The organism is Streptomyces sp. NBC_00076 (assembly GCF_045041235.1).
Taxonomy (GTDB): domain Bacteria; phylum Actinomycetota; class Actinomycetes; order Streptomycetales; family Streptomycetaceae; genus Streptomyces.
Genome location: NZ_CP108242.1, coordinates 7,413,988 through 7,437,672, shown reverse-complemented (window position 1 = coordinate 7,437,672; position 23,685 = coordinate 7,413,988). Strand labels below are relative to the sequence as shown.

Sequence of the window (23,685 nt, the reverse complement as noted above, 5' to 3'; positions counted from 1 at the left end):
ATGGGCGGGTGCAGATGATGCCCGCCCATGCGGCCCACCACAACGACCGTGAGATCGAGACGCTCGAGGAGTTCGACGCGACCGTCTCGGCGCGCGGCACGCTCGCCGGATTCCGCGTCCAGGCCGTCGACCTGACGGACCGTACGCGCGAACTGCTCGGCACGGACACGGCAGGCGCGGTCTTCCTCGGCTGCCGGATGCGCGAGGACGCCGCCGTCAAGGTCCGCGCGGACGGGGCCATGGTCTTCCCGCCCGTCCCCGACCTGCCCTTCGACCCGTACCGGGGCCTGGTCTACTCCCCCGACGAGCTCTTCGCCTTCCTGTCGGACGGCTACGAGGCCACACCGGACGCCCGCGCGTACGCCTGGTTCCAGCGGACCAAGGCCGACGGCGACATATTCGCCTCGATGCTGCGCGCGATCCACGACGACGCCGTCTCGGATGCCCTCGACGAACTCCTGCGCGGGGCGCGGGTGGTGGGCGTGATGGGCGGCCATGCGATGGCGCGAGGGACCGAGGAGTACGCCGGTGCCGCGCGGCTCGGCCGGGAGCTGGCCCGCGCCGGATTCACGGTCGCCACCGGCGGCGGCCCGGGCGCGATGGAGGCGGCGAACCTCGGCGCGTACGCCGCCCCGTACGACGACGAGATGCTGACCGACTCGCTCCGCGTCCTCGGCAAGACGCCCACCTTCACGCTCTCGATCACCGAGTGGGCGAGGGCCGCCTTCGAGGTGCGTGCCGGCTGGCCCAAGGGCGGGCCCTCCGTCGGCATCCCGACCTGGTTCTACGGCCACGAGCCGCCCAACGCCTTCGCCGGGCACATCGCCAAGTACTTCGCCAACGCCACCCGCGAGGACGGCCTGCTGGCCCGCTCCACCGCGGGCGTGGTCTTCCTGCCGGGCGCCGCCGGGACCGTACAGGAGATCTTCGACAACGCGACGCCGAACTACTACGAGTCGCGGGGCGAGCCCACGCCGATGGTCCTCGTGGACCGGGCCCACTGGACGGAGAAGCTGCCCACGTGGCCGCTGTTGCAGGCGCTCGCGCGGGATCGGTCGATGCAGGCCCGAATCGCCCTGGTTGACCGGATCGAGGAGGCCGCGGGGGCACTGAAACGTCTCGGTGGTTAATAAGACGGCAAAGCCAACCCCTGTAACCTGCATATGCATTGACACTACTTATGCAGCACTTATAGACCTGTGAGTCTCGTGGGGGTGCTGATGTGGTGCTGACATCACCTCACCACCCCTTCCACCCCCCGCATTTGCGCTTCCTGTGAAGGACAAACGTGGCAGTCCTGCCCATATCCCGTCGTACCGCCGTACGCACCGCCCGCGTCCTCGGTGTCGCCTCCGCCTCGGCCGCGCTGGCGCTCAGCGCCGCCGGCAGCGCGCTGGCCTGCAACATCAGTGAGTTCTCCGCCGAGGCGAAGTGTGACGGCACGAAGGGTGTCATCACCGTCACCGACGTGGACCCCTCCGGTGTCCCGGCCGTCGTCTCCGTCTTCCTGGAGGAGAACGGCGCCGACGCGAAGAAGGTCGGCCAGCAGGAGGTCAAGGGCTCGCGCGAGGGTGCCACCATCACCTTCGCCGAGGACTGGCAGCCGAACGCTGTCTACCGCGTCCACGTCAAGGCCGGAAACCTGGTCGACGAGGACATCAAGCCCAACCTGACCACCCCGTCCACGGCCTGCAAGACCGAGGACACCCCGACCCCGACGCCCACCCCGACTCCGTCGGACTCCGCCTCGACCCCGGCCGAGGAGACCGACAGCCCGACCCCGAGCCCGACGCCCTCGGAGAACGAGAGCACCGCCCCGGCGGGCACCGTGAGCAACGCCCCGTCCCCCGCGGCCGGTGACTCCAACCTCGCCGAGACCGGTGCGAACTCCAACACCGGCGTCATCGCCGGTGTCGCGGTCGCCCTGGTCGCCGTCGGCGGCGGCGCCGTCTTCTTCGGCTTCCGTCGCCGTGGGGCGAACAGCGGCCGCTGACGCCCGCGTCGCACCGACACTGTTGTGGCCCGTCCCTTCCGGGGCGGGCCACAGCCTTGTACGGCCACGCAACGCCGTACCGCCGGTCAGTCCAGCACCACAACCTCGGCCACGTCGAACTGCACGCCCACCACGTCCCCCACTCCCGGCGCCCCCCGCAGCCCGCACGCCGCCTCCAGAGCCGGCCCGCCGTCCTCCGGCCGCAACCGCACGGCGACATGCGTGCCCTTGAAGGTCCGCGCGGCCACCGCACACCGCAGCCCCTCGTCCGCGGCCACCAGCCGCACCCCGGCCGGCCGCACCAGCACGCGGCGCTCCCCCTGCGAGGCCCCCGCGGGCACCGGCACCTTCCCCCACGGCGTGTCCGCGGCCTCCCCGCCCACCACGGCCTCGACCACGTTCTCGAAGCCCAGGAACCGCGCCACGAACTCGTCCACCGGCCGCTCCCACACCTCCAGCGGCGTACCGGACTGCGCGATCCGCCCGTCCCGCATGACCACCACCCGGTCGGCGAGCGCGAACGCCTCACCCTGGTCGTGCGTCACGGCCAGCACGGTCGTCCCCAACCGCCCGAACAGCTCCCGCAGTTCGACGACCAGCCGCTCCCGCAGCGACCGGTCCAGCTGGCCGAGCGGCTCGTCCAGCATCAGCAGCCGGGGTCGTGGGGCGAGCGCCCGGGCCAGCGCCACCCGCTGCTGCTCGCCTCCGGAGAGCGAGGCGACGGCCCGCCGTCCGGCCCCCGGCAGCCCGACCAGTTCCAGCAACTCCCTTACGCGATCGTCCTGTTGACTCTTCGTCACGCCATGCATCCGCAGCCCGAACGCCACGTTCTGGCCCACGTCCCGCTGCGGGAACAGCTGGTGGTCCTGGAACATCAGCCCGACGCCCCGCTTGTGCGCGGGCACGCCCGCCTGGTCGCGGCCGTCGAGCGACACCCGCCCACCGTCCAGGGGTTGCAGCCCGGCCACCGCCCGCAGCAGCGTCGACTTGCCGCTGCCGCTGGGCCCGAGCACACACACGATCTCGTGCTCGGCGACACCGAGGCCGACCTCGTCCAGCACGGCCCGCCCACCGAACCGTACGGTCGCGTCCTCAAGGCTCAACAACATCTAGAACTCCCCGGTCCGGTCGGTGCGCAGCCGTTCGAGGACCAGCAGCGCCACCGCGCACACGATCATCAGGATCGTCGAAAGGGCCATCGCCTGGCCGTAGTTGACCTCACCGGCCCGGCCGAGCAGCCGCGCCACGGCGACCGGCAGCGTCGGGTTGTCCGGCCGCGCGATGAACACCGTCGCCCCGAACTCCCCCAGCGACACCGCGAAGGCGAACCCCGCGGCGATCAGCAACGCCCGCCGCACCATCGGCAGATCCACCTCGCGCCACGCCCGCCACGGCGAGGCCCCGAGCACGGCCGCCGCCTCCCGCAGCCGTACGTCCACCGCCCGCAGCACGGGCAGCATGGTCCGCACCACGAACGGGACACCGACCAGCGCCTGCGCGAGCGGCACCAGGATCCACGAGGACCGCAGGTCCAGCGGCGGCTCGTCCAGCGCGATCAGGAACCCGAACCCGACGGTCACCGCGGACACCCCGAGCGGCAGCATCAGCAGCGCGTCGAATCCCCGTACGAAACGACCCGCGTCCCGTCGGGTCAACGCGGCCGCGGCCAGCCCGCCGATCAGCACGGCGATGGCGGTCGCGGCGACGGCGTACCGCAGCGAGTTGCCGACCGCCTCGATCGGCGGGACCAGGAAGAGCCCGCCGTCGTCGCGGGTCAACGCCCGGTAGTAGCCGAAGTCGGGCGCGTCCAGGGACCGCTGCAACAGCACCGCGAGCGGCAGCAGGAGCAGCACGACGATCGAGCCGAGGACGCCGGCCAGCAGCGCCCACTGCCCCGCCCCGCGCGGCCGGCGCGCGGTGACGGACGCGTCCACCAGCCGCAGGGTCGCCTCCCGCCGCCGTACGGTCCAGGCGTGCAGCGCGAGGACCGCGCCCACCGCCGCGAACTGGATGATCGTCAGCACGGCGGCCGTGGACAGGTCGAAGATCTCGGAGGTCTGCCGGTAGATCTCCACTTCCAGGGTCGAGAAGGTCGGCCCGCCCAGGATCTGCACCACGCCGAAGGACGTGAAGGTGAACAGGAAGACCATCAGCGCGGCCGCCGCCACCGCGGGCCCGAGCGCGGGCAGGATGATCCACCGCCAGGCCGCGAACCGGGACGCGCCGAGCATCCGCGCGGCCTCCTCCTGGCGCGGGTCGAGCTGCGCCCAGAGCCCGCCGACGGTCCGCACGACGACCGCGTAGTTGAAGAAGACGTGAGCGAGCAGGATCGCCCACACGGTGGTGTCCAGCCGTACGCCCCACAGCTCGTCCAGCAGCCCGCCGCGCCCCACCAGGGCCAGGAACGCCGTACCGACCACGACCGTCGGCAGTACGAAGGGGACCGTCACCACGGCCCGCAGGACCTGCTTGCCGGGGAAGTCGAAACGGGCGAAGACATACGCGCCGGGCAGCGCCACCAGCAGGGTGAGCGCGGTGGAGGCAAGCGCCTGCCAGGTGGTGAACCACAGCACGTGCCGGACGTCGGACTGCCCGACCACGTCGGCGATCCGCCCCAGCCGCCACACCCCGTCGACCTTCAGACCCCGCGCGACGATCGCGGTCACGGGATAGGCGAAGAACACCGCGAAGAACACGACGGGCAGGGCGACGAGCCCGAGCCGCGCCGCGTTCCCCTTGGCGCGCCGGGTCACTTCAGTACGAGCGAGGTCCACGACTTGACCCACTGGTCACGGTTGTCGGCGATCCGGGCCGGGTCCAGGGTCTCGGGATCCTTGGCCTGCGGCCCGAACTCGGAGAACTCGGGCGGCACCTGGGCGCCCTTGCGTACCGGGTAGACGAACATGTTCAGCGGCATGTCGTCCTGGAATTCCTTGGTGAGCAGGAAGTCGAGGAGCGCCTTGCCGCCCTTTGCGTTGGACGCGTTGCTCAGCAGGCCCGCGTACTCGACCTGGCGGAAGCAGGTGCCGGCGGCGACGCCCGTGGGCGCGGTCTTCGGCTTCGGGTCGGCGTAGATCACCTCGGCGGGCGGCGAGGAGGCGTAGGAGACGACGAGCGGCCGGTCGGCCTTGGCCTTCTTGCCGCCGGCGGAGCCGGAGAACTCCTCGTTGTAGGCCTGTTCCCAGCCGTCGACGACCTTCACGCCGTTGGCCTTGAGCTTCTTCCAGTAGTCCGGCCAGCCTCCCCCACTCTCGGCTTCGCTCGAGCGGGAGGTGCCCCCATCGCCGTACTTCGCCGCGGACCCGAGGAGGAAGGCCAGCCCCGGGGAGGAAGTGGAGGCGTTCTCGGTGACGAGGAGGTTCTTGTACGCCGGCTTGATCAGGTCGTCGAACGAGTCGGGCGGGGTCAGCTTGTGCTCGCTGAAGTACGCCTTGTCGTAGTTGACGCAGATGTCGCCGGTGTCGATGGGCGTGACCCGGTGCTTGTCCTGGTCGGCCCGGTACTCGGGCTTGATCAGGTCGGAGCCCTTCGCCTCGTACGACTGGAAGAGCCCGTTGTCGAGCGCCCGGGACAACAGGGTGTTGTCGACGCCGAAGAAGACGTCGCCCTGCGGGTTGTCCTTGGTCAGGATCGCCTTGTTGACGGCCTGGCCGGCGTCGCCGTCCTTGAGGACCTTGACCTTGTAGCCGGACCGCTTCTCGAAGTCCGCGAGGACGTTCTTCGACACGGCCCATGAATCGTGGCTGACGAGGGTCACGGTCTTGGAGTCGCCGCCGCTGCCGCCGTCGGACGACCCCGACCCGCACGCGGAGAGCGTGACGAGACCGAGTCCGACGACCATGGCCGTGGCCTTGTGGGTGATGCTCACTGGATTCCTCCTGGGGTGACCAGGAAGAGACGCGGCCCTGCCCGGGCCCTCGGACGGACCGAGGACTCCCGGGCAGGGCGCAACAGCTCGAGTAGTGACCGAACTTCCTACCCAGAATGACCTGGGCGAGGTTCAGAGGGTCTGCGGCCGGTGCCGCACTCTCAGCGCTGTGGCGCTCCCCTGTCGGAATATGAAGATGTACCTACGATCGCCACACTACCGCTCGGTCGCGGCGAGCTGACCACACGCCCCGTCGATCTCCTGCCCACGGGTGTCCCGTACGGTGACCGGCACACCATGGGCGGCGATGGCCTCGACGAACGCCTTCTCGTCCTCGGGGCGCGAGGCGGTCCACTTCGACCCGGGCGTCGGGTTCAGCGGAATGAGATTGACGTGCACGGGCTTGCCCCGGAGCAGCCGCCCGAGCCGGTCACCGCGCCAGGCCTGGTCGTTGATGTCCCGGATCAGCGCGTACTCGATGGACAGCCGGCGCCCGGACCGCTCCGTGTACGCGAAGCCGGCGTCCAGGACCTCGCGCACCTTCCACCGCGTGTTCACGGGGACGAGGGTGTCGCGCAGTTCGTCGTCGGGGGCGTGCAGCGAGATGGCGAGGCGGCACTTGAAGCCCTCGTCGGTGAAGCGGTTGATCGCCGGGACCAGTCCGACCGTCGAGACGGTGATCCCGCGCTGCGAGAGCCCGAGTCCGTCCGGCTCGGGGTCGGTGAGCCGTCGGATGGCGCCGACGACGCGGTTGTAGTTGGCGAGGGGCTCGCCCATGCCCATGAACACGATGTTGCTGAGCCGCGCCGGGCCGCCGGGGATCTCGCCGTCCCTGAGCGCCCGCATGCCGTCCACGATCTGGTGCACGATCTCGGCGGTGGACAGGTTCCGGTCCAGCCCCGCCTGCCCGGTCGCGCAGAACGGGCAGTTCATCCCGCACCCCGCCTGCGAGCTGATGCACATGGTCACCCGGTCCGGGTAGCGCATCAGCACCGACTCGACGAGCGTCCCGTCGAACAGCCGCCACAGTGTCTTGCGGGTGGTGTCCTGGTCGGTCGACAGATGCCGCACGACCGACATCAACTCCGGAAGCAGCACCTCCTGGAGCCGGCCGCGGGAACCGGCCGGGATGTCCGTCCACTCCTGCGGGTCGTGCGCGTACCGCGCGAAGTAGTGCTGCGACAGCTGCTTGGCACGAAACGGCTTCTCCCCGACCGCGACCACCGCGTCTTTGCGCTCGGCGGGCGTGAGGTCGGCGAGATGCCGCGGCGGCTTCTTGGCTCCGCGCGGGGCGACGAAAGTGAGTTCTCCGGGTGCAGGCATAACCCTCCCAGTGTCGCAGATCAACTCCAGGGGACCAGGCCGGAGCGGGGTGGGGGTGGTCACCCGTGGGCGTCGCCTGTCAGCGTTGGTCGGCTTCCCACGGCCCAGGGACGGCCCAGGGCGCTCCCCATCGCGAGCCTCATTTCGACTGAACCACTCCGTAGTTGACCATCTCCCCTCACGCGGAGCACTTGCTGCGCTTGGCCCCTTCGCCCTGAAGCGGTTGGTCGCTCGCTTGACCTCGGGCGCCCTGACTCTGACCTGCCAGATCATATGCGCGGCATCAGACTGATTTGCGACCATGGCCTAAGCCCCTCTTGTATTGGGTACAGGTCCCCCAGGACGCCTGGAAAATGGTGTGACGGTAGAGCAGGGTAGGACCCCGGGGGGGGGCATGCTGCGGAAGGTTACGGTATTCTCACTGAAATTGCTTTCCCATGTTCTTCAAAAGATTTTAGAGCGGCGCAACTTCACCTTGTGCATGCTAAGCATTGAGCTTACGTACGGCCCTAAAACCAACTGGTCCGCAAATTTTGCCCTCCCAATGTTTCTCATCGGGGCCACATATTTTGCGATAGACTTGCTCGTTGTCCCACCTCAAATGCTGCCTGCCTTCATTACCCGCTTCGCTGACCGAATTTCAGCACCTACGTTAGTATCCGCAGACGAGGCTAGCGGCCCCTTCGTCCTGTATCTGAGGACGTTCCAAAGCGATCACCCGGCAGCCGCCTTTCACTATGGAATCTTCCATACCATCAACGAGGAAGCCACCATAACGGACGAGCAGTTCCTCTGCTCTGTTATGAGTCGCGTCTACGGAAAAGTGATCGGACTGGGAAGCCCCAGGGACCGCCTGCCTTTCCCCGGCGCTCAGCGGCTATACGCAGCGGATGACAGTTGGCAAAAGGCCGTCCAGGATTTGACAGGTAAAGCCAGTCTGGTGATGATCCAGTTAAGCGAAGGTCGCTGGATCGAGTGGGAAATCTCGTATGTAGCGAAGCATATCCCTCTAGGCCGGATTGTGCTATTGCTCCCCCGTCGTCAACTCCCCACGGATTACATGGCTAGAATTTATGAGTACTTCTCGTCGGCTCGGGGCCTCGAACAGGCCTACCAAAAACATCTTGTAGCCGTCTCACTAACTTCCGCACCCGTCAAGCTTCCCGCCGATCAGCGATGGCATACCGAGTACTACTCCGTTATATGTTTTGACTTGCACGGGGGAGCACATTGCAATGTCACGAATAGAGTATCGGGATGGGACGAAACGGTTCGAACAATGACTTTAGCTGAGCACTTAGGCCTCAGCAAGCTATTCGAACTCCAATTCGTGCCGGATGGAACGTCTTACGCGGGACTTGGCTGCTGCGGAATATCCATTTCGCGGCGCCATGACGGAAAAGTTGGATGCCTCCGGGATGAAAGTATTTGCAAACAGCTCCGGGAAGCGATTCGGTTGGCCAAGCCACATGAGAAGGACATTCTCAGGACGTACGCCTGCTGTCCGCAATGCATTCGCGAAAAGGGCTTGAGCTAAACGAATGCCGGTGGAGTAGGTGCACCACATGAAGGTCAACAGTCGTCTTTCCCCTGTCGGCGCCACGGAGGCCGCAAGTTTTACACCCGCAGATTTGCAACGAATTATCGGCATGCGCATGATGTCATTGAAATGACGTCTTCTTGCAACCGGATTGGCCGCAAGCGGTGAAAGTCCTACACTTGCGCTAATCGCTGCGGCAGCAATAACCTCAAATAAGCGCACAGGCGGAGCATCCCCACTTATGTAGTGCGAGCAGTTGCCGACAGTCAGCATGCGCTCATTCCGCCTCTGCAGGATTTCCAGACCCATCCGGCTTAAGGGTCATCCTAGACGCCGGCACTCGGCTGCACAGCGCAGGGACCAAGTCAGAATTTTGGCCACCCATCTGCCCTGATGGTCGGCCAACGCGCCTGCTGACGCGAGTGCACGCCGAAAATGAGTGCAAGGGGGCGCACTAGCGGTCAGACGGAGCGCGCACCTGCGGTGGCGTGCTCCTATTCCTTGGTTCGACATGAGGCCAAACATGACGACTCTCAGATAGGCTGGAGGTGCCATATATCCCGGATTGATTGGTAGCACCTATGGCCGCAGACGAAAAGAAGATCTTCATCAGTTACAGGCGTGAAGACACGGCGCCGTACGCTGGGTGGCTACAAGATAGGCTCGCTCAGCACTACGGCGCATCAAAGGTCTTTATGGACGTTGCATACCTGCAACCAGGTACTGACTTCCCTCGGATCATCGGACAAGCGATAGCCACGTGCGACGCACTCATTGCTTTGATCGGCACGGACTGGTTGGGCCTCACTGTCGACGGAAATAGCAGAATACAAGATCCTGCCGACTGGGTCCGTCTTGAGATAGAATCGGCACTAAATCAAGGAATCAGGGTGATCCCGCTCCTTGTGCAAGGTGCGCAGGTTCCGAGTCCGGGGGCACTGCCCAGCAGCCTTGAGAGGATCCGCGATAAGAACTGCCTTACACTTTCTTACACCACGTTCAGTGATGACGTTCGCCGACTCATCAGCGCGCTCGATTTCCCCACCACCGGGGTATTCGAAACGAGCCACGCCAAACGAATAGAGCGCAGCCGAACGTCAAGGTTTACTGAGATCGACAAGATTTATCGATCTCTCTTCGACGCTAAGGATCTACGATATCGTCACGACCCTTTCATCCAGCCGACGAGTCGAAGGAGGCAACTCGATCTCCTAGCTGACACAGTCGACCCGGATGAAGATATTGCACATCTAACCTTGGGTGCTCTTTCTACACCAGAATCAGTAGGGTTCATGGAGGCCGCGCGGTCCCTAGATACACGTAGAGCACTGATATCCCTAACGCAACGAAGGATCATCGGAATTCCCTGGCGGAAAGATATTCCGACATACTTTCTCCCGTATGCCCACATCTTGAACGTGGACCGCGGGATCTCTTCGATCACCTTCACGCTCGCGGCTGGTAACGTCCGAATGATGAGTATCAAGCCATTGTCCAAGACGTCAGATATGTACGAGTACATTCGGGATCGGCTGACGTCCAGGTGATCTTTGAGGAGCCTCAAGACAGTCGCGTAAGCCGGGAGGATGAGGAATTGTTAATCGCAATTCAAATTCCGCACCTTCCGGGTTCGGGAATTAGCGATCAGGTCATCTCGAGTTTTGCGCGCATCAAATGCATCCTGGATGCAGTCGCGTAGATCTTGGTCACTTCGTGGATAAGGCCAGTAGCACGCATAACCGTCTCCATTCCGCCTACCAAGGTTATCGCTGAACCGGTCAGGGAGTTTGGCTCCTGAGTTTTTGACACTCGGTAGCTCGACTCCCATTACTCCATTGAGTCGGTTGACTTTACCTCGCCGTAGACTGCTGTAGATCTCCCAATCAATGAACTTTCGCGACCAAGTGCACGAGCCTACCATCGCAATAGTGACAGTAGAATCGGACAGGTACTTCTCGCGGATGGTATCCATGATGTAATCAGTATTGTTGCTGTTGATCGCCGGGTCATCCTCTGTTATACCGATGACTCGAGGGATAAATACCTGCTCAAATCGCTGCACGAATTCCAAAACTTCGGTCGCGTCAGCTCGGTGATAGCTGATAAAGCATTTGTGTCGTGTGGGGGCATCCTTGGAGCTTGCGTAGTAGTTTGAGATTCGGCGCAGCTCACGCTCGGCCTGCCGGTTAGCGTAGATGCGTTCAAATGACGTCACGTAGTCCTCCTCGGCATGCGCGTCCGTACCCGCCTCGCCAGCCACATCGTGTGTTCTCTACTGATCGCCTGCTCGGCAGAAATTACATACTTTGACCACGATTCCTCACCGGTGACGTGAGAGGCGGCAGCATGGACGAGAGCCAGCTCAGTTGCGGTCAGCGCGTAGGCATTCGCAAGATTATCGAATTGCTTCACTTCGATCCAGGCGCCGCCCGCTGCCACTCCCGCTGCGAGAGCGCTACCCATGTCGAATGGTGTAACGTTAAGCAAACTGAGAAGAGCGCTGGTCGCTCCAAGCACTTCGAGGCTCACGAGACCAACACGCCAGCGGAATGCACTTCGTTCATTTCGATTCGCGCTCTTCGAGTACCAGGCCCTCTGATCTTCAATGCGCGCATTGCAGTACGCCTTCATTCGAGTAGCTCGCTCAGCGGTTCGCAGGTCCCTCATTTTGGGACTCACCTGCTGTGTGCCGACTGAACTGTAATCTACGAAGATCGGCGATTCCGCCACTACATCGCTTAGCTGTTGGTGGAATAGACGCTCAGCTTCGCTGGATAGGACGGAACGAGGGAACGGATCGGCGCAGACTGAAAATTTCCACGCTAGGGTCTTCACCGACTCAGCGACTGCGCGGCCGTGGTACCACGTATCTTCTGGGTGGGTACTCAGAAGGATCAATTCGGCTGCGAACGCGAGCAGGAAGAAGCACAGGGATAGGCTCGTCAGAGTTTGCTTCTGCCATGTACTCGTTAGCCCGATAGTCAACGCCCCGGCGACAGCGGCAGCAACTACAAGATAGAGGCGTCCCTTGGTCAACCTTAGGTACATTCGTTGGCCCTGCATCGAGGCCGCATCTGCCGAACGCTGGACGTCCGGAAAATCCGCTTCGAGTAGACCCTGTTCAAGCTGTGCCACTCGCACTCCGAAAGGGAGGTGTCTAGGTTGGCACACTATAGATCGAGCTGCACTTGCGTGTCATGGTTACGTCGTCAAGTGCACGGCCTCTTACTGTAGGTCGGCGGAGCGGCTTTGGGCTGGAGCTGCTTTGGGGCGAGTGATCATGGCCCCGTAAGCTTCCGGCGAGTCGGGCAGTCTGTGGACCTGCCCGTTAAAGCACGACGTTGGGGCCATGATCTTAGAGGCTCGCCCCAAAGTGGCTGCCTAAAGCCGTGGAGCCGACCGCCCCAGCCCCAGAGGGTGTCTCCCCCTTCATGCCCGCAGCTCGCCAGCGCGCCGCCGGGCGCGGCCAGCCGGGGCGCAGACAGGAGGCAGGCCGCGCCGCAGAGGCGGCGCGCGCCCGCGCCGTGCGCGGGCCTTGATGAAGTAGGGAAAGTCTTATCCCGCTGGGACTACTGGGTGCCGTTTCGGCTACGCCGCTACGTCGTTGGGCGCTTGGCCATGTTCCAGGTACACCGGGGTGCTTGCCGCTCGGGCCTCGATCGCCGCGAGGATGCGTCGGGCCAACCGGGGGATCGTCCGATCTGGGATCTCACTCGGGGCCACGAACACGACGCTCTTAAGTTCTTCGGCCTGTAGGCGGATGTCCTCTACGGCCTGCGGGGCAAGCTCGCCGCCGTCGAAGAGGTACAGCACCTTGTCGCCCTCGGTGGCGTTGGGTGCCCAGTCGACGGCCAGGAGACGGCCGAGTGTCGGCGTGAGCCCGAGTTCCTCCTCCACTTCGCGGCTGGCAGCCTGGAGCGGGGATTCACCGGTCTCGACGTAGCCCCCGGGGATGTCCCAGTAGTCCTTGTACGTGGGCTCCACCATGAGGACGCGCCCGCCGGCATCAAAGAAAAGCGCACCCGCTGCCATACGCGGATGCGCCATCTTCGCTTCGTGCTCATTCGCTGCCATGCAGCCGAGCGTACCCACCTAGACCACGTGCAGCCGATCTGCGAGATCTGCCATGCTCCGGCTCGGTCGGCCGCGCTGGTTGCGCACCCACGTGAGTACGAGTTCGCGCGCCAGGTAGTGGCTGCGTACCTGCTCCGGTGCCCAGGACTCGGCTTCAAGGATCATCGCCAGGGCGTCGTCGATGCGGTTGTGTGCGCTGAGAGCGCGGGCTACCTCGATGTTGTGTCGCGTGCGTCGTTCCGTCGGGAGGCCGCTGGTGTCGATGCGTGGTCCCAGGTCGGCGGCTACCTGCATGTCGCCCAGCTCGGCCGCGGTGGCTACCCGGTGGATGGCTACGTTGGTCGGGCCGAAGGCGGTCCACATGTGGTTCGCGTCCCGACCGAGCTGGCGGGCGGCCTGATCGGCCTCGTTGAGGAACTCGCGGACGGTCGAGCGCTCGTCAGCCCTGGCTGCGGCCATGGAACCGGCGAGGAAGAGCGTCCCGTAGATCGACAGGAACTCCGGGCTGGCTCCGGAGAGGCCAGGGCGAAGGTAGTCGGAAGCGTCGCCGATGAGTTGTACGGCGGCATCGAAACGCCCCGTCGACAGGAGGCAGTGAGCTACAGAGCGGAAGAGGGATCCGATGATCGCCGGATTGGCGGACTGCTGCGCCGCGCTCAGCCCTCGATCGGCAGCGATCCAGGCGAGATCTACCTCGCCCACCTTCCCGAGGACCATGGCAGCGCTCTGATACGTCAGCGACAACAGCTCGTTGGCCTGCTCTCGGTCGCGGCCGTCGTAGGACTGCGCTGCGATGAGGGCGTCAGCCAGCACCAGAGGCAGGCGGCGGGTGGCGAAGCCGTAGCGGGAGGCTTGGTAGGCGTCCATGATCTCGACGACGCTGGTACGAAGCTCATCCAGTGGCGTGGGCTCGCCCTCGGTCGGCACTCCCAACAAGGGCGTGAGTTGCCGGTAGTTCATCAGCGCCGACCGAAGTGCCGGCACTGTGCGGTGCCCGCTGTCGGGGGTCCACTCCATGAGCGTCGGCTCGGCGAGCAGGTCGCCCAGGGACACGTCGAGGGCGTCGGCCAGAGTCTTGATGACCGAGAGTCGGTCCAGTTCCAGCCTGTTGTTCTCCGCCTTGCTCAGCCAGTCGACCGTCCGGCCGACGAACCCGGCCAGGACCTCCTGGGACATGCCGCGCCTACGGCGGTACCAAGCAACTCGCTCACCGATCGTCAGGTTCGTCGTCATTCCTCGCATGGGAAGAGCGTCCACCCGTCTCTCTCTACGGCCCCGGAGAGATTTTCCGGGGTGGTGAGTGCGTCCGGTCCTAGCGTTGCTTACAAGCCGAGAGGCTGTCAGATCGAAAGGGCAACGAAGGGGCTGCGACCGTGCTGAGCGCGGCAGAGAAGCGAGAACTGATCGACCAGGTAAGGGGACTCGGTGAGGAGCTGGCAGAAGTTGCGCGTCGAGCTGACGCCTTGGTCATCGCCCTTGAGCCTGCTGCCGAACCAGGTCCTCCAGCTGATCCATCCGCTCCGCAAGGCGACGCACATCCTGGCGGACCTCAGACAGGAACTCCGTGATCTGTTCGAACTCAGGGCTGCGCTTGGCGGGACCGCCTTCGCCTGGCAACGCGGCAAAGCTTCCCTTGCCCTGGTGGGAGATGGCGTAGCCGTCCTCGCGGAGACGCGAGATCGCCTGCCGGGCGACTGTGCGAGACACGGAGTGCTGCGCCATCAGGTCCGACTCTGAGGGGAGCTTGTCCCCCGGTGTGAGCTCTCCGTCGCGGATCCGGCGCTTGAAGTCGTCCGCGATCTGCAAGTACGCGGCCCGTCCAGTGAAGTCGGCCATAGCCCCTCTCAGTGGTTGTCGTACCTAGTGCAGCACATCGCGCCGACAGCCGTCGAGACAATCACTTGACACACCAAGTAGTACAGGTCCATCCTCTAACCCAAGACGACGTACTAAGTACGTTAAGTTGCTCGATCAAAGGAGAGCGTCATGCGTCAGATTCCCGTCGACACCTCCAACGCAACCGTGATGGTCGCCAAGGCTCCGCAGCCGAAGGTCAAGGACCGTCGTACCGGTGAGATCGCCCTCGACAAGGACGGCGTCACGCTGATGACGGTGGAGGTCATGTTCTCCACGCCGGACGAGGTGGAGATCCTCAAGCTCACCGTGCCTCAGCCGGGCGTCTCGGAGGAGCTGACCATGGGTACCCCGGTCGCTCTGACGGGCCTGGTCGCCTCGGCGTGGGAGAACGAGTTCAACGGTCAGAAGCGGCACGGGATCGCCTTCCGCGCAGTCGCGGTTACTTCCCTCGCCGCCGCTGCCTCGCAGTCCAAGGCGGCCTGACGATGACCGCCTTCACGGTCGCTCTGGTGCTGGTCGTCGCTGCCGCAGTGATCCTGCGGTGGCGGCGCCCCGCCTGGTACTGGCTGACCTTCGGGGTCACCCTCGCCACGCTGCGGGTCCTGGTCCGCTACGCCTCGGTCATGGACGCCTGCGGCCTGACCGTCCCGCCCTCCCGCTGGCGGCTCGCCCTCGCCCGCATGACGAACCGTCCGGCGCCGGAGTCCCGCGCCCCGCGCATCCTGCGACTGCGGCCCACCCGGACTGGCCTGGTCCTGCGGCTCAAGCTCCGCCCGGGTCAGGACGCCTTTGACGTGTCGGCGGCCTCGGACCGGCTGCGGCACTCCTTCGGGATGTACGGCGTCACGTCCCGTGAACTGCGATCCGGTGTCGTTGAGTTGCGCATGACCGGCTACGACGTCCTCAGGCGCGTGCAGATGCCCGTCAAGACCGATTCGGCTCCGATGCGCATCCCCGTCGCCCTGCGCGAAGACGGGGCCATCCACTACCGCGACTACCGGACCGTTCCTCACGGGCTCACCCTGGGCGCCACCGAGTCCGGGAAGTCCGTCTATCAGCGCAACCTGGTCGCCGGACTCGCCGCCCGGAACGTCGCCCTGGTCGGCATCGACTGCAAGCAGGGCGTCGAACTCTTCCCGCTCGCCCGCCGGTTCTCCGCCCTCGCCGACAACCCCGACACCGCCCTCGAACTCCTCGAAGCACTCGTCTCCCACATGGAAGACGTCTACCAGCTCATCCGCGCTCAACAGCGCATCAGCGTCAACGTGCCCGATGCAGAGATCGCCGCCGACATCTGGGACCTGCCCGACAACATACGCCCGGTCCCCGTCGTAGTCCTGGTCGACGAGGTCGCCGAACTCGCCCTGTTCGCCACCAAGGACGAGGAAAAGCGCCGGGACCGCATCATCACCGCCCTGGTCCGTCTCGCCCAGCTCGGCCGCGCCGCCGGCATCTACCTGGAGATCTGCGGACAGCGCTTCGGCTCCGAACTCGGCAAGGGCATCACCATGCTCCGCGCCCAGCTCACCGGCCGCACCGCCCACCGCGTCAACGACGAGACCTCCGCCAACATGGCCTTCGGCGACATCGCCCCGGACGCCGTCCTCGCCGCCATCCAGATCCCCACCGACACCCCCGGCATCGCCGTCACCGGCGACGCCTCCGGCGGCTGGGCCCGCATCCGCGCCCCGCACACCACGCTGCGCGAAGCCGTCAACATCTGCAACAAGCACGCCGACCGCGTCCCGGACCTTCCCGCCCTGGCGGCCTTCCGCCCCGCGGTTGCCCCGCTGCCCTCGGCCCGCGTGCCGCTGTCCAAGACAGCCCCCGCCACCGCCTGACCACCCCGCATCCCCGGTCGGCGTGACCGCCTCGCGCCAGGTCCCTACCCCCGCCATGCCTCATCACAGGAAGGAGCCGTGATGGCCCGCCCCGCCCTCCGCGTCGACGCCGTGCTCGTCCAGGCCGTCATCGCCGGGGCACTGTCATTCGCCCACCTGCACGACCTCGCCGCCGCTGCCGGACAAGACGGCTGGAAGGCCTGGGCCTACCCGATCTCGGTCGACCTGCTCCTGGTCGCCTCCTGGCGGCGGCTGCGCTCGGACGGCCCGTCCCGGTTGGCCTGGTGCTGGTTCGTGATCGCGCTGGTGGCCTCCCTCGGCGCCAACGTCGCCACCGCCGGACTCCTCGACCTCCAGCAGGTACCAGCCTGGCTGCGGATCCTGGTCGCCGCCTGGCCCGCGCTGGCCTTCATGGGCGGAACCCTCCTCGCCCACTCCGCCACCGACCACCCCGAGCCCGAAGTGCCGGCCACTTCACCCGACCTCGAATCGGTCGCCTCGCCTGAGCCGGAAGCCGTCCCGGCCGCAGTGACCGAGGCCGAGGAAACTCCCGCGCTTCCAGCCGCTGAACCCGTCCCGACCCCGGAGCCCGCCACGGCTGCGCCTGCCGCCCCGGCTCCGTCTGTCCCGGCCGCGCTGGTCGACCACGCCCGCAAGGTCGCCGACGACCACCAGACCCGTACCGGATCGCCGATCGACACCGACACCCTGCGCGCCCGCCTCGGCGTCCCGCCCCAGCTGGCCGACGCCATCGCCGCCCAACTCGCCTGAACGCGAAAGGAAACGTCCTCGATGCCTGCCCGCGATCACTTCCACTCCGTCATGCGGATCGGCCCCGTGCAGATCGGCACCCACCGCGACCGCCACGGCCGCACCAAGCACGCCGCCGTGTGCACCAACGACCGCTGCGGCTGGTCCTCCGACTACTCCAGCCAGAGCGCCGCCCAGCTCGCCGCCCGCACCCACCGCTGCACCGTCCGCTAGGAGACCACCGCCATGGACGTCCCCCTCTGGTTCGCCCTCGCCGTCGTCGGCTACCTCGGCTGCAAGCTCATCCGCCCGCCGCTCTGGCTGGTCCTGGTGCTCCTCCTGGGCGGCTACCTCATCGCCGACAGCCTCCTCGCCCCCGTCATCGACACCGCCGTCAAGTAACCCACCCGCGAAAGGAGATCCACCATGATCCGCCCCAAGATCCCGGTCATGCCCCAGCCGACCGGCATCACCACTCCGCCCGCCGTCGTCCAGCAGCCGACCACCACCCCCGCACCGGTCGCCCCGGCCCCGGTTTCGGCGTCTACCCGGCCCACCGTCCAGGTGACCCCCGGCGCCGTCGTCGCCCTGGTCGGTGGTGGGACGGCCGTAGTCCTGGTCGTCGGTGCGGTCCTGGTCTCCATGCTCCTCGCGGTCGCCATCACCGGCGCCTCGCTCGCCATCTGCGCCCTGGTCATCCGCTCACTCATCAACAGCGAAGCCAAGCGACGCTGACCGGCCCCCGGGCGGCCTCAACCGCCAAGTCTCCGCCGCCCGGGAGCCCTGCCCCTACCGAACCGAAGAGCCGGAAGGAACCCCCAGCATGACGCACCGCACCACACCGCCGCCCCGCATCTGCCCCAACTGCGACGGGCACGCCTCCGCCGCCATCACACTTGGCGGCCGCGACGCGCAGGGCAACCGGCGCACGATCACCGCGTACTGCCCGGCCTGCCACGGCACCGGCACTACCCACCGCCGCACCCGCAGCAACCGGGAGGGCGCCCGTGCCTGACCTGCTCCTCGACCCGGCCACCCTCGGCGATCTGCTGAGGGTGGCCTCGGCCGATGACTACGACCGCTGGCACGAACAGGTCCGCCGCACCGGTGGCTGCTCCGACCCGATCCACCTCACCGGCTGGACCCTCGCCAAGGACAAGACGACCGGCGAGACCCTGCACCACTACTCCACCGAGAACGAGCCCGGCGGACGCCTCCGCGTCGCATGCGGCAACCGCCGCGCCTCCCGCTGCCCCTCCTGCGCCTTCACTTACGCGGGGGACACCTACCACCTCATTCGCGCGGGCCTGGCCGGAGACGACCGCCGCGACATCCCCGCCAACGTCCGTGACCACCCCCGCGTCTTCGCGACCCTCACCGCCCCCTCCTTCGGCCCGGTCCACAACCGCCCCGACAAAGGCGTCTGCCGCTGCGGCACCGTCCACCCCGCCGATGACCGCACCCTCGGCACTGCCCTCGACCCGACTACCTACGACTACGCGGGCGCCGTCCTCTTCAACAACCACGCAGGCAACCTGTGGCAGCGCTTCACCACCCGCCTGCGCCGTGAGATCGCCGCCCGCGCCGGACTCACCCGTGGCGAGCTCGCCGACCACGCCCGCGTCTCGTACGGCAAGGTCGCCGAGTTCCAAAAGCGCGGCGCCCTGCACTTCCACGCCGTCATCCGCATCGACGGCCCCGACGGCCCTGGCACCCCACCTCCGGCGTGGGCCACCGTGCAGCTGCTCGACGACGCGATCCATGCCGCCGCCGCGCACTCCTACACCTCGGTCTCGGTCCCCGCCGCCGAGGACCAGCCCGCCCGCACCTTCCGCTGGGGCGCACAGCTCGACGTACGCCCGGTCAAGGCCTTCGGCGACGGCTCCGACATCACCGAACAGGCCGTCGCCTCCTACGTCGCCAAGTACGCCACCAAAGCCGCCGAGAACACCGGCACCCTCGACCGCCGCATCGGCGAACTCTCCGAACTCGACCGCCACCAAGTCCCCGACCACACCCGCCGACTCATCGAAGCCTGCAAGCGGCTCGACCCGATCTACCCCGACCGCCGTATCTGGGCCTGGGCACACATGCTCGGCTTCCGGGGCCACTTCAGCTCGAAGTCCCGCCGCTACTCGACCACCCTCGGCGAACTCCGCCAGGCCCGCGCCGACTTCCGCGCAGCCCAAGAACGCGAAGCCCTCGGCCTGGACGACGTCGAACCGGACACCGTCCTCGTCCTCGCCGACTGGCAGTACGCCGGACACGGCCACTCCCCCGGCGAATCCGCCCTCGCCGCCACCATCGCCCGCGACCTCCAGCTCAACCGCGAAACCGCCCGCGAAGCCCTACGCGACCAGTCCGCCGACGAAAGGGAGTGGTGACATGACCTCCGAGCTGCCGCGCCGCTTCCTGACCCCTGACGACCTGGTGGACATGTTCGAGCTGCCCAGCGTCGAGACGGTCTACCAGTGGCGCCGCAAGCGCACCGGCCCCCGCGGCTTCCGTGTCGGCCGGCATCTTCGCTTCGACCCGAACGACGTACGGGCCTGGGTGGACTCCCAGCTCGGGGAGGCTGCCTGATGGCTGGGCACATCCAAGACCGCTGGTACAAGAGCGAGTCGGGTCCGGACGGCAAGCCGGTAAAGGTCAAGACCGACCGCTACGGCAACGGACTTCGCTACCGAGCCCGGTACGTCGGGCCGGACGGCACCGAGAAGAGCAGGTCCTTCCCAGACCGTCAAAAGCGCCGGGCGGAAGAGTGGTTGGCCGAGACCGCTGCCGACATGTCCCGTGGTCAGTACGTCGATCCCCGAGCTGCCCGGACCACCTTCCAGCAGTACGCGGAACGCTGGATCGCGGGTCAGACGACCGACCCGACCACCCGCATCGCCGTGGAAACGCGCCTCCGGCTGCACGCGTTCCCGCGCATCGGGGCCCGGCCGCTGGGGTCCTTCCGTCCGGTCCACATCCGCGAGTTCGTGCGCGACCTCGAGCACGACCCGATGGCCGGCACCTACGCCCGCACCATCTACGCCAACGTCCGGGCGGTCCTGTCGGCCTCCGTCGATGACGGCCACCTTGCCCGGAATCCGTGCTCGGCGGCCTCCGTCCGCCCGCCCGCCATCTCCGCCGCCCGGGTCGTGCCCTGGATCCCCTCCCAGGTGCGCGCGGTCCGCGACGCCCTGTCCGAGCGCTACCGGGCCATGGTCGACGTCGGCAGCGGCTGCGGCCTCCGCCAGGGCGAGATCCTGGGCCTGGCCGAAGACGCTGCGCGACTCGACAGGGGCACTCTTCGGGTCACCACTCAGGTCAAGCTGATCCGGGGCGTCGCCATCTTCGCCCCGCCCAAGGGCAACAAGGAGCGAGACGTCCCGCTGCCGTCCTCCGTTGCCTCGGCCTTGCGGCGGCACACCGAGAAGCACTCGCCCGTGGGAATCAAGCTGCCGTGGATGAGGCCGGACGGGCCCCTCGTCGAGCGGCGTCTGATCTTCACCAACACCGCCGACGGGATCGTTTGGCGGAGCAACTTCAACATCCACGAGTGGAAGCCCGCTCTTGCGACCGCCGGCCTTATCCCGACTCCCGAACCCGGCGAGCCGTACGCCTCCGCCCGGCAGCATGGAATGCACGCCCTTCGCCACTTCTACGCCTCGGTCCTCCTGGACGCGGGCGAGAGCATCAAGGCCGTGAGCGAATACCTCGGGCACTCCGACCCGGCGATGACGCTGCGGGTGTACGCGCACCTGATGCCCAGCAGTAACGAGCGAGCCCGCCGGGCCCTGGATGGTGTCTTCGGCACGGCCCAGGAGCCCTGACGGCCCAGAAACGGCCCACCAGGCACAAGACGGCCCCCTACTGGCGACAAACGCGCTGGTAGGGGGCTTCTTCGTACCCACAGAACATGAGTTCTCCGGGTGCAGGCATAACCCTCCCAGTGTCGCAGATCAACTCGGGGAGCCCAGGCCGGAGCGGGGTGGGGGTGGTCACCTGTGGGTGGCGTCTGTCGGCTTTGGTGGGCCTCGGACGGCCCAGGGACGGTCCGCCTTGATTCAGGCGACCTCCTCGTAGCCGAGGTCGGCCCAGGCGACCAGCAGCAGCACGTCCCGGTGGCGGGCGGGCAACCGGGCCAGGGCACCGGCGAGTTCGCGGCGTAACGCCTGCGCGCTGACCCGCGCCGCCACCCGGTCCGCGACCGTCTCTTCGGCCTGGTCACCGGGGACGCCCGAAGGCAGCCGTCCGATCGCCTTCAGACGCCGGCCCTCGGCGCGCCTGTGGCGGCCGATGAGGTTGGTCGCGATACCGAACAGCCACGGGCGGGCATCGGCCAACTCCGTGTTGAACCGGAATCGCTGTTGGAAAGCGGTGGTGAACGTCTCTGCCATCACGTCCTCGGCCGCCTCCGCACCGAGTCGGCGCGCCGCATATCTGTGCACCGAGTCGGCATGGCGGTCGAAGAGCACGGCGAAGGCCTCGGGCTCGTCCCAGGACCGTTCGATCACCGAGGCGTCACTGTCCTGCCCCACCCTGACGCCTGGTTCGACGGTCATCGGGGCTCCTTTCGTCGATTCACACGCTCCGAAGAATTGGGCTTTCACCCGTACTTCGCCGCTCGCGCGAATCCGGTTCCCCAGAGTTCCCCAGAACGCGCAGGGCCCCCGCCGAAGCGGGGGCCCACGAAAACGCCGTACGACAAACTGGTACTACGACAAGCAGGTACTACAACGCTGTACGCCGGCCGGCCACGACGATCAGCCCGACCCGACGAAGATCACCAGCAGCAGCCACACCACAGGAGCCGTCGGCAGCAGTGAGTCCAGCCGGTCCATGATGCCGCCGTGGCCCGGCAGCAGCGTGCCCATGTCCTTGATGCCCAGGTCCCGCTTGATCATCGACTCGCCGAGGTCGCCGAGCGTGGCGCTGGCCGCGACCGCGAGGCCGAGCAGCAGTCCCTGCCACCAGGTGCCGTCGTCGATCAGGAACTGCATGCACAGCGCGCCCGCCACCATCGCGAACGACACCGCGCCCAGCAGGCCCTCGCGGGTCTTGCCGGGGCTGATGCGCGGGGCGAGCTTGTGTTTGCCGAAGCGCCAGCCGACGGCGTACGCGCCGGTGTCGCTGACGACGGTCAGCAGCAGGAACGTCAGGACGCGCCACGGACCGTCGTCGGCCGTGAGCATCATGGCGACGAAGGTGGCCAGGAACGGGACGTAGAAAGCCGCGAAGACGCCCGCGGTGACGTCCCTGAGGTAGCCCTCCGGCGGTTCCGTCATCCGCCAGACCAGGACGGCCAGCGCGGTGAGCGCCATGGCGACCCACGCGCCCTCGGCACCACGGACGTAGCCGGAGACGACCATGGCAGCGCCGCCGACCGCCAGGGGCACGAGGGGCACCCTGATGCCCTTGCGCTCCTCCAGCCGCCTGGTCAGCTCCCACAGGCCCACCACTACGGCGACCGCGATCACGCCGACGAACATCGCCTTGACGACGAAGAGCGAGGCGACGATCACCACACCGAGTCCGACGCCGACCCCTATGGCCGCACCCAGGTCACGGCCCGCGCTCTTCTTCGGCGCGGACGCCGGCTGCGAGGCGTCGGGCATGGGCTCCGGATTCTGCGGCGCCGCCCCGTAGGGCGACGTCTGCGGCATGTCGTCGCGGAACAAGGGGCCGCCCGACCGAGCGGCCCCCCGGTCGTCATCCTGGTCACCGCCATACGCCGGTGGGTCGGGCACGATGGGCATGGGGCGAGTGTGTTGCGCGTCATGCGCATCGTACGTGGGACCCGCCGGGACAGCCCCCTGGGCAGGCCCCTGGTCGGACGGCCCCCAGTACCCGGTCTGTGGCGGCGCTCCCCAGGAAGAGTCGTTCATCAGACCTCGAGCAGCTCCGCTTCCTTGTGCTTGAGGAGCTCGTCCACCTGGGCGACGTACTTCGCGGTGGTGTCGTCGAGCTCCTTCTCCGCACGACGGCCCTCGTCCTCGCCGACCTCGCCGTCCTTGACCAGCTTGTCGATCGCGTCCTTGGCCTTGCGGCGGACGGCGCGGATGGACACCTTGGCGTCCTCGGCCTTGCTCTTGGCGACCTTGATGTAGTCGCGGCGGCGGTCCTCGGTGAGTTCGGGGAACACCACTCGGATGATGTTGCCGTCGTTGCTCGGGTTGACGCCGAGGTCCGAGTCACGGATCGCCTGCTCGATGTTGCGCAGCGCGCTCTTGTCGAACGGGGTCACGACCGCCATGCGCGGCTCCGGCACGGAGAACGAAGCCAGCTGGTTGATCGGCGTCGGCGCGCCGTAGTAGTCGGCCACGATCTTGTTGAACATCGCCGGGTGCGCACGGCCGGTGCGGATCGCGGCGAAGTCCTCCTTGGCGACCACGACGGCCTTCTCCATCTTCTCCTCGGCCTCGAGGAGGGTCTCTTCGATCACCACTTGCTC

The 23,685-nt window shown here is 66.9% G+C and carries 25 protein-coding genes, 1 pseudogene and 1 riboswitch; of the genes and pseudogenes, 13 read left to right on the top strand and 13 right to left on the bottom strand.

The window, feature by feature from the left end; translation table 11 throughout:
• Positions 1 to 8: 8 nt before the first annotated feature.
• Complete coding sequence (locus OHA64_RS34015) at positions 9 to 1,130, top strand: LOG family protein (RefSeq protein WP_405619708.1); 1,122 nt, start codon at positions 9 to 11, stop codon at positions 1,128 to 1,130.
• A gap of 158 nt (positions 1,131 to 1,288) precedes the next feature.
• Positions 1,289 to 1,993, top strand: coding sequence for an LAETG motif-containing sortase-dependent surface protein (locus OHA64_RS34010; protein ID WP_405619706.1), 705 nt, complete (start codon positions 1,289 to 1,291; stop codon positions 1,991 to 1,993).
• An 86-nt stretch (positions 1,994 to 2,079) separates the two neighbouring features.
• Here OHA64_RS34010 and OHA64_RS34005 read toward each other — a convergent pair whose 3' ends face one another.
• From OHA64_RS34005 to OHA64_RS33985, 5 genes are all read right to left on the bottom strand, one after another.
• A complete protein-coding gene (locus OHA64_RS34005) occupies positions 2,080 to 3,102 on the bottom strand; it encodes an ABC transporter ATP-binding protein (protein WP_405619704.1) in 1,023 nt (340 codons plus the stop codon).
• On the bottom strand, positions 3,103 to 4,767 hold the full coding sequence (locus OHA64_RS34000; RefSeq protein WP_405619702.1) for an ABC transporter permease: 1,665 nt from the start codon (positions 4,765 to 4,767) through the stop codon (positions 3,103 to 3,105).
• Positions 4,743 to 5,861 carry a thiamine ABC transporter substrate binding subunit gene (locus OHA64_RS33995; RefSeq protein ID WP_405619700.1) on the bottom strand — a complete coding sequence of 373 codons (1,119 nt, stop codon included), beginning with the start codon at positions 5,859 to 5,861 and terminating at the stop codon, positions 4,743 to 4,745. The genes OHA64_RS34000 and OHA64_RS33995 overlap by 25 nt, the downstream gene beginning before the upstream one ends.
• 86 nt (positions 5,862 to 5,947) lie before the next feature.
• Positions 5,948 to 6,053, bottom strand: a riboswitch (TPP riboswitch).
• Between the two features lie 24 nt (positions 6,054 to 6,077).
• Complete coding sequence (gene rlmN, locus OHA64_RS33990; RefSeq protein ID WP_405619698.1) at positions 6,078 to 7,184, bottom strand: 23S rRNA (adenine(2503)-C(2))-methyltransferase RlmN; 1,107 nt, start codon at positions 7,182 to 7,184, stop codon at positions 6,078 to 6,080.
• A 1,312-nt stretch (positions 7,185 to 8,496) separates the two neighbouring features.
• On the bottom strand, positions 8,497 to 9,033 hold the full coding sequence (locus OHA64_RS33985; RefSeq protein WP_405619696.1) for a hypothetical protein: 537 nt from the start codon (positions 9,031 to 9,033) through the stop codon (positions 8,497 to 8,499).
• A 272-nt stretch (positions 9,034 to 9,305) separates the two neighbouring features.
• On the opposite strand from OHA64_RS33985, the gene OHA64_RS33980 reads away from it, so the two are divergent.
• Positions 9,306 to 10,271 (top strand): toll/interleukin-1 receptor domain-containing protein, encoded by a 966-nt coding sequence (locus tag OHA64_RS33980; RefSeq protein ID WP_405619694.1) that lies wholly within the window; start codon positions 9,306 to 9,308, stop codon positions 10,269 to 10,271.
• Between the two features lie 50 nt (positions 10,272 to 10,321).
• Here OHA64_RS33980 and OHA64_RS33975 read toward each other — a convergent pair whose 3' ends face one another.
• The 5 genes from OHA64_RS33975 to OHA64_RS33955 form a co-directional block, all read right to left on the bottom strand.
• The gene (locus OHA64_RS33975; RefSeq protein WP_405619692.1) at positions 10,322 to 10,939 is read right to left on the bottom strand and encodes a TIR domain-containing protein; all 618 of its coding nucleotides are present in this window, start codon (positions 10,937 to 10,939) and stop codon (positions 10,322 to 10,324) included.
• On the bottom strand, positions 10,936 to 11,859 hold the full coding sequence (locus OHA64_RS33970; protein WP_405619690.1) for a DUF4231 domain-containing protein: 924 nt from the start codon (positions 11,857 to 11,859) through the stop codon (positions 10,936 to 10,938). The genes OHA64_RS33975 and OHA64_RS33970 overlap by 4 nt, the downstream gene beginning before the upstream one ends.
• A gap of 453 nt (positions 11,860 to 12,312) precedes the next feature.
• Positions 12,313 to 12,798 (bottom strand): NUDIX domain-containing protein, encoded by a 486-nt coding sequence (locus OHA64_RS33965; RefSeq protein WP_405619688.1) that lies wholly within the window; start codon positions 12,796 to 12,798, stop codon positions 12,313 to 12,315.
• A gap of 18 nt (positions 12,799 to 12,816) precedes the next feature.
• The gene (locus OHA64_RS33960; RefSeq protein WP_405619686.1) at positions 12,817 to 14,031 is read right to left on the bottom strand and encodes a helix-turn-helix domain-containing protein; all 1,215 of its coding nucleotides are present in this window, start codon (positions 14,029 to 14,031) and stop codon (positions 12,817 to 12,819) included.
• Between the two features lie 234 nt (positions 14,032 to 14,265).
• Entirely contained in the window at positions 14,266 to 14,634 is a 369-nt protein-coding gene (locus OHA64_RS33955) for a winged helix-turn-helix domain-containing protein (protein ID WP_405619684.1), read from the bottom strand.
• 150 nt (positions 14,635 to 14,784) lie between these two features.
• Between OHA64_RS33955 and OHA64_RS33950 the strand changes: the two genes are divergently transcribed.
• From OHA64_RS33950 to OHA64_RS33905, 10 genes are all read left to right on the top strand, one after another.
• The gene (locus OHA64_RS33950) at positions 14,785 to 15,138 is read left to right on the top strand and encodes a hypothetical protein (RefSeq protein WP_384304174.1); all 354 of its coding nucleotides are present in this window, start codon (positions 14,785 to 14,787) and stop codon (positions 15,136 to 15,138) included.
• A 2-nt stretch (positions 15,139 to 15,140) separates the two neighbouring features.
• Positions 15,141 to 16,496 carry an FtsK/SpoIIIE domain-containing protein gene (locus OHA64_RS33945; RefSeq protein ID WP_405619681.1) on the top strand — a complete coding sequence of 452 codons (1,356 nt, stop codon included), beginning with the start codon at positions 15,141 to 15,143 and terminating at the stop codon, positions 16,494 to 16,496.
• 81 nt (positions 16,497 to 16,577) lie between these two features.
• Complete coding sequence (locus OHA64_RS33940; RefSeq protein WP_405619679.1) at positions 16,578 to 17,267, top strand: DUF2637 domain-containing protein; 690 nt, start codon at positions 16,578 to 16,580, stop codon at positions 17,265 to 17,267.
• A gap of 21 nt (positions 17,268 to 17,288) precedes the next feature.
• Positions 17,289 to 17,480 carry a mobile element transfer protein gene (locus tag OHA64_RS33935; RefSeq protein ID WP_190172747.1) on the top strand — a complete coding sequence of 64 codons (192 nt, stop codon included), beginning with the start codon at positions 17,289 to 17,291 and terminating at the stop codon, positions 17,478 to 17,480.
• Positions 17,481 to 17,492: 12 nt separating this feature from the next.
• Complete coding sequence (locus OHA64_RS33930; protein WP_356776911.1) at positions 17,493 to 17,648, top strand: hypothetical protein; 156 nt, start codon at positions 17,493 to 17,495, stop codon at positions 17,646 to 17,648.
• A gap of 24 nt (positions 17,649 to 17,672) precedes the next feature.
• Positions 17,673 to 17,981, top strand: a complete 309-nt coding sequence (locus OHA64_RS33925) for a SpdD-like protein (RefSeq protein ID WP_405619677.1) — start codon at positions 17,673 to 17,675, stop codon at positions 17,979 to 17,981.
• Between the two features lie 88 nt (positions 17,982 to 18,069).
• Positions 18,070 to 18,261: a hypothetical protein gene (locus tag OHA64_RS33920; RefSeq protein ID WP_405619675.1), complete on the top strand. Its 192-nt coding sequence runs from the start codon at positions 18,070 to 18,072 to the stop codon at positions 18,259 to 18,261.
• On the top strand, positions 18,254 to 19,630 hold the full coding sequence (repSA, locus tag OHA64_RS33915) for a replication initiator protein RepSA (protein ID WP_405619673.1): 1,377 nt from the start codon (positions 18,254 to 18,256) through the stop codon (positions 19,628 to 19,630). The genes OHA64_RS33920 and repSA overlap by 8 nt, the downstream gene beginning before the upstream one ends.
• A gap of 1 nt (position 19,631) precedes the next feature.
• On the top strand, positions 19,632 to 19,829 hold the full coding sequence (locus OHA64_RS33910; protein WP_405619671.1) for a helix-turn-helix transcriptional regulator: 198 nt from the start codon (positions 19,632 to 19,634) through the stop codon (positions 19,827 to 19,829).
• Entirely contained in the window at positions 19,829 to 21,064 is a 1,236-nt protein-coding gene (locus tag OHA64_RS33905) for a tyrosine-type recombinase/integrase (protein WP_405619669.1), read from the top strand. Before OHA64_RS33910 ends, OHA64_RS33905 begins: the two co-directional genes overlap by 1 nt.
• A gap of 237 nt (positions 21,065 to 21,301) precedes the next feature.
• On the opposite strand, the pseudogene OHA64_RS33900 reads toward OHA64_RS33905, so the two are convergent.
• The 3 genes and pseudogenes from OHA64_RS33900 to frr all read right to left on the bottom strand — a co-directional run.
• Positions 21,302 to 21,796: pseudogene (locus OHA64_RS33900) on the bottom strand (RNA polymerase sigma factor); the annotation flags it as partial.
• Between the two features lie 201 nt (positions 21,797 to 21,997).
• Positions 21,998 to 23,119 carry a phosphatidate cytidylyltransferase gene (locus OHA64_RS33895; RefSeq protein ID WP_405619667.1) on the bottom strand — a complete coding sequence of 374 codons (1,122 nt, stop codon included), beginning with the start codon at positions 23,117 to 23,119 and terminating at the stop codon, positions 21,998 to 22,000.
• Positions 23,119 to 23,676 (bottom strand): ribosome recycling factor, encoded by a 558-nt coding sequence (frr, locus tag OHA64_RS33890; RefSeq protein WP_405619665.1) that lies wholly within the window; start codon positions 23,674 to 23,676, stop codon positions 23,119 to 23,121. Before frr ends, OHA64_RS33895 begins: the two co-directional genes overlap by 1 nt.
• Positions 23,677 to 23,685: the final 9 nt, after the last annotated feature.

Coding starts and splice junctions, on each gene's coding strand:
- OHA64_RS34005 (WP_405619704.1), bottom strand. CDS start 3,102: ATGTTGTTGAGCCTTGAGGACGCGACCGTACGGTTCGGTGGGCGGGCC.
- rlmN (WP_405619698.1), bottom strand. CDS start 7,184: ATGCCTGCACCCGGAGAACTCACTTTCGTCGCCCCGCGCGGAGCCAAG.
- OHA64_RS33985 (WP_405619696.1), bottom strand. CDS start 9,033: ATGGGTCTGGAAATCCTGCAGAGGCGGAATGAGCGCATGCTGACTGTC.
- OHA64_RS33980 (WP_405619694.1), top strand. CDS start 9,306: ATGGCCGCAGACGAAAAGAAGATCTTCATCAGTTACAGGCGTGAAGAC.
- OHA64_RS33965 (WP_405619688.1), bottom strand. CDS start 12,798: ATGGCAGCGAATGAGCACGAAGCGAAGATGGCGCATCCGCGTATGGCA.
- OHA64_RS33960 (WP_405619686.1), bottom strand. CDS start 14,031: ATGACGACGAACCTGACGATCGGTGAGCGAGTTGCTTGGTACCGCCGT.
- OHA64_RS33955 (WP_405619684.1), bottom strand. CDS start 14,634: ATGGCCGACTTCACTGGACGGGCCGCGTACTTGCAGATCGCGGACGAC.
- OHA64_RS33950 (WP_384304174.1), top strand. CDS start 14,785: ATGCGTCAGATTCCCGTCGACACCTCCAACGCAACCGTGATGGTCGCC.
- OHA64_RS33945 (WP_405619681.1), top strand. CDS start 15,141: ATGACCGCCTTCACGGTCGCTCTGGTGCTGGTCGTCGCTGCCGCAGTG.
- OHA64_RS33940 (WP_405619679.1), top strand. CDS start 16,578: ATGGCCCGCCCCGCCCTCCGCGTCGACGCCGTGCTCGTCCAGGCCGTC.
- OHA64_RS33935 (WP_190172747.1), top strand. CDS start 17,289: ATGCCTGCCCGCGATCACTTCCACTCCGTCATGCGGATCGGCCCCGTG.
- OHA64_RS33930 (WP_356776911.1), top strand. CDS start 17,493: ATGGACGTCCCCCTCTGGTTCGCCCTCGCCGTCGTCGGCTACCTCGGC.
- OHA64_RS33925 (WP_405619677.1), top strand. CDS start 17,673: ATGATCCGCCCCAAGATCCCGGTCATGCCCCAGCCGACCGGCATCACC.
- OHA64_RS33920 (WP_405619675.1), top strand. CDS start 18,070: ATGACGCACCGCACCACACCGCCGCCCCGCATCTGCCCCAACTGCGAC.
- OHA64_RS33910 (WP_405619671.1), top strand. CDS start 19,632: ATGACCTCCGAGCTGCCGCGCCGCTTCCTGACCCCTGACGACCTGGTG.
- OHA64_RS33905 (WP_405619669.1), top strand. CDS start 19,829: ATGGCTGGGCACATCCAAGACCGCTGGTACAAGAGCGAGTCGGGTCCG.
- OHA64_RS33895 (WP_405619667.1), bottom strand. CDS start 23,119: ATGAACGACTCTTCCTGGGGAGCGCCGCCACAGACCGGGTACTGGGGG.